The 2,500-nt window shown below is 52.2% G+C and carries 2 tRNA genes and 2 rRNA genes (1 of these 4 cut by a window edge); all 4 read left to right on the forward strand.

The features are described 5' to 3' along the window. Positions 1 to 1,276 (forward strand): 16S ribosomal RNA (locus HPE63_RS18370); the annotation flags it as partial. Between the two features lie 154 nt (positions 1,277 to 1,430). Further along, positions 1,431 to 1,504 (forward strand) — tRNA-Ile (locus HPE63_RS18375). 156 nt (positions 1,505 to 1,660) lie between these two features. Beyond that, positions 1,661 to 1,734 (forward strand) — tRNA-Ala (locus HPE63_RS18380). A gap of 270 nt (positions 1,735 to 2,004) precedes the next feature. Then, positions 2,005 to 2,500 (forward strand): 23S ribosomal RNA (locus HPE63_RS18385) (it continues 2,333 nt past the right edge of the window).

The raw sequence follows: 2,500 nt of genomic DNA on the forward strand, positions 1-2,500 counted from the left end.
GATGGTAAGGTAACGGCTTACCATGGCTACGATGGGTAGGGGCCCTGAGAGGGGGATCCCCCACACTGGTACTGAGACACGGACCAGACTCCTACGGGAGGCAGCAGTGAGGAATATTGGACAATGGAGGAGACTCTGATCCAGCCATGCCGCGTGCAGGAAGACGGCCCTATGGGTTGTAAACTGCTTTTATACGGGAAGAAAAACAGCTACGTGTAGTTGACTGACGGTACCGTAAGAATAAGGACCGGCTAACTCCGTGCCAGCAGCCGCGGTAATACGGAGGGTCCGAGCGTTATCCGGAATTATTGGGTTTAAAGGGTCCGTAGGCGGGCCATTAAGTCAGGGGTGAAAGTCTGCGGCTCAACCGTAGAATTGCCTTTGATACTGGTGGTCTTGAGTTATGGTGAAGTGGCTGGAATATGTAGTGTAGCGGTGAAATGCATAGATATTACATAGAACACCGATTGCGAAGGCAGGTCACTAACCATATACTGACGCTGATGGACGAAAGCGTGGGGAGCGAACAGGATTAGATACCCTGGTAGTCCACGCCGTAAACGATGGATACTAGCTGTCCGGGTCCTTGAGACCTGGGCGGCCAAGCGAAAGTGATAAGTATCCCACCTGGGGAGTACGTTCGCAAGAATGAAACTCAAAGGAATTGACGGGGGCCCGCACAAGCGGTGGAGCATGTGGTTTAATTCGATGATACGCGAGGAACCTTACCAGGGCTTAAATGCATATTGACAGGGTCAGAGATGGCTTTTCCTTCGGGCAATTTGCAAGGTGCTGCATGGTTGTCGTCAGCTCGTGCCGTGAGGTGTCAGGTTAAGTCCTATAACGAGCGCAACCCCTACCGTTAGTTGCCAGCGAGTCAAGTCGGGGACTCTAACGGGACTGCCGGTGCAAACCGTGAGGAAGGTGGGGATGACGTCAAATCATCACGGCCCTTACGTCCTGGGCCACACACGTGCTACAATGGCCGGTACAGAGAGCAGCCACGTCGCAAGGCGGAGCGAATCTACAAAACCGGTCACAGTTCGGATCGGGGTCTGCAACTCGACCCCGTGAAGCTGGAATCGCTAGTAATCGGATATCAGCCATGATCCGGTGAATACGTTCCCGGGCCTTGTACACACCGCCCGTCAAGCCATGGAAGCCGGGAGTGCCTGAAGTCCGTCACCGCAAGGAGCGGCCTAGGGCAAGATCGGTAACTAGGGCTAAGTCGTAACAAGGTAGCCGTACCGGAAGGTGCGGCTGGAACACCTCCTTTCTAGAGAACCGACGGCCGAGGGCGCCTTTACCGGTCCCGTTTTTTCGATTTAATTGATCCTGGACTTGTTTCAGGATATAGGAACACTGTCTTTATGATAACGATATATAAGTAAATACCGTTGTGGGCGTTTATGCCGTGCAAGGGTAGGGACAGTCCCATAGCTCAGCTGGTTAGAGCGCTACACTGATAATGTAGAGGTCGGCAGTTCGAGTCTGCCTGGGACTACTTGGCAAGCCATGCTTGCAATCGAGGGTCGTTTTACGGTCATCGGAAACGTTCATATATATTGAAGTACTGGAAATTCTGGAAGTTGGGTATCCCAAGTTGGCGCAAGGTCATCGATTAACTGATAACTGTTAACTGATAACCGACGACCTAAACGGGGGATTAGCTCAGCTGGCTAGAGCGCCTGCCTTGCACGCAGGAGGTCATCGGTTCGACTCCGATATTCTCCACTAAGGAGGTCACCACGCCGTGGCGTGGTATTCTCCACTTGTGCCGGACTTGTTTCGGCACCTCTTAAGGTAGGGCCGATCAAGTTCGTGACCGCCAAGAGGGACCCTGAACTGAATTCAGGGTAAAAAGTTCATTGACATATTGGGACAGGGCACATTTTTTTCCGCAAGGGGATAGTGTGCACTGAAGAGAAAACACGAATTTTTTAAGTAAAGAAGTACGAATTAGAATAAATTGGCCCTGGACTTGTTTCAGGGTAAGAAGGTATGGCGACAAGCCAGATAAGGGCGTATGGGGAATGCCTAGGCTCTCAGAGGCGAAGAAGGACGTGATAAGCTGCGAAAAGCCGCGGGGATCGGCACACACGATATGATCCGCGGATGTCCGAATGGGGCAACCCACCATGTTGAAGACATGGTATCCCGCAAGGGAGGCAAACCCGGTGAACTGAAACATCTAAGTAGCCGGAGGAGGAGAAAACAAAAGTGATTCCGATAGTAGCGGCGAGCGAAATCGGATTAGCCCAAACCAATGTTGTTTCGGCAATATTGGGGTTGTAGGACCACGCTGTTCGAACCGCAATGAACTAGAACCCTTTGGAAAGAGGGGCCGTAGACGGTGATAGCCCGGTATAGGTAAAGAGCGTTGAGATAGTGGTATCCTGAGTAGTGCGGGGCACGTGAAACCCTGTATGAATCCGGCGGGACCATCCGCCAAGGCTAAATACTCCTGAGAGACCGATAGTGAACCAGTACCGTGAGGGAA

It is taken from the genome of Maribacter arenosus, assembly GCF_014610845.1.
Taxonomy (GTDB): Bacteria; Bacteroidota; Bacteroidia; order Flavobacteriales; family Flavobacteriaceae; genus Maribacter_A; species Maribacter_A arenosus.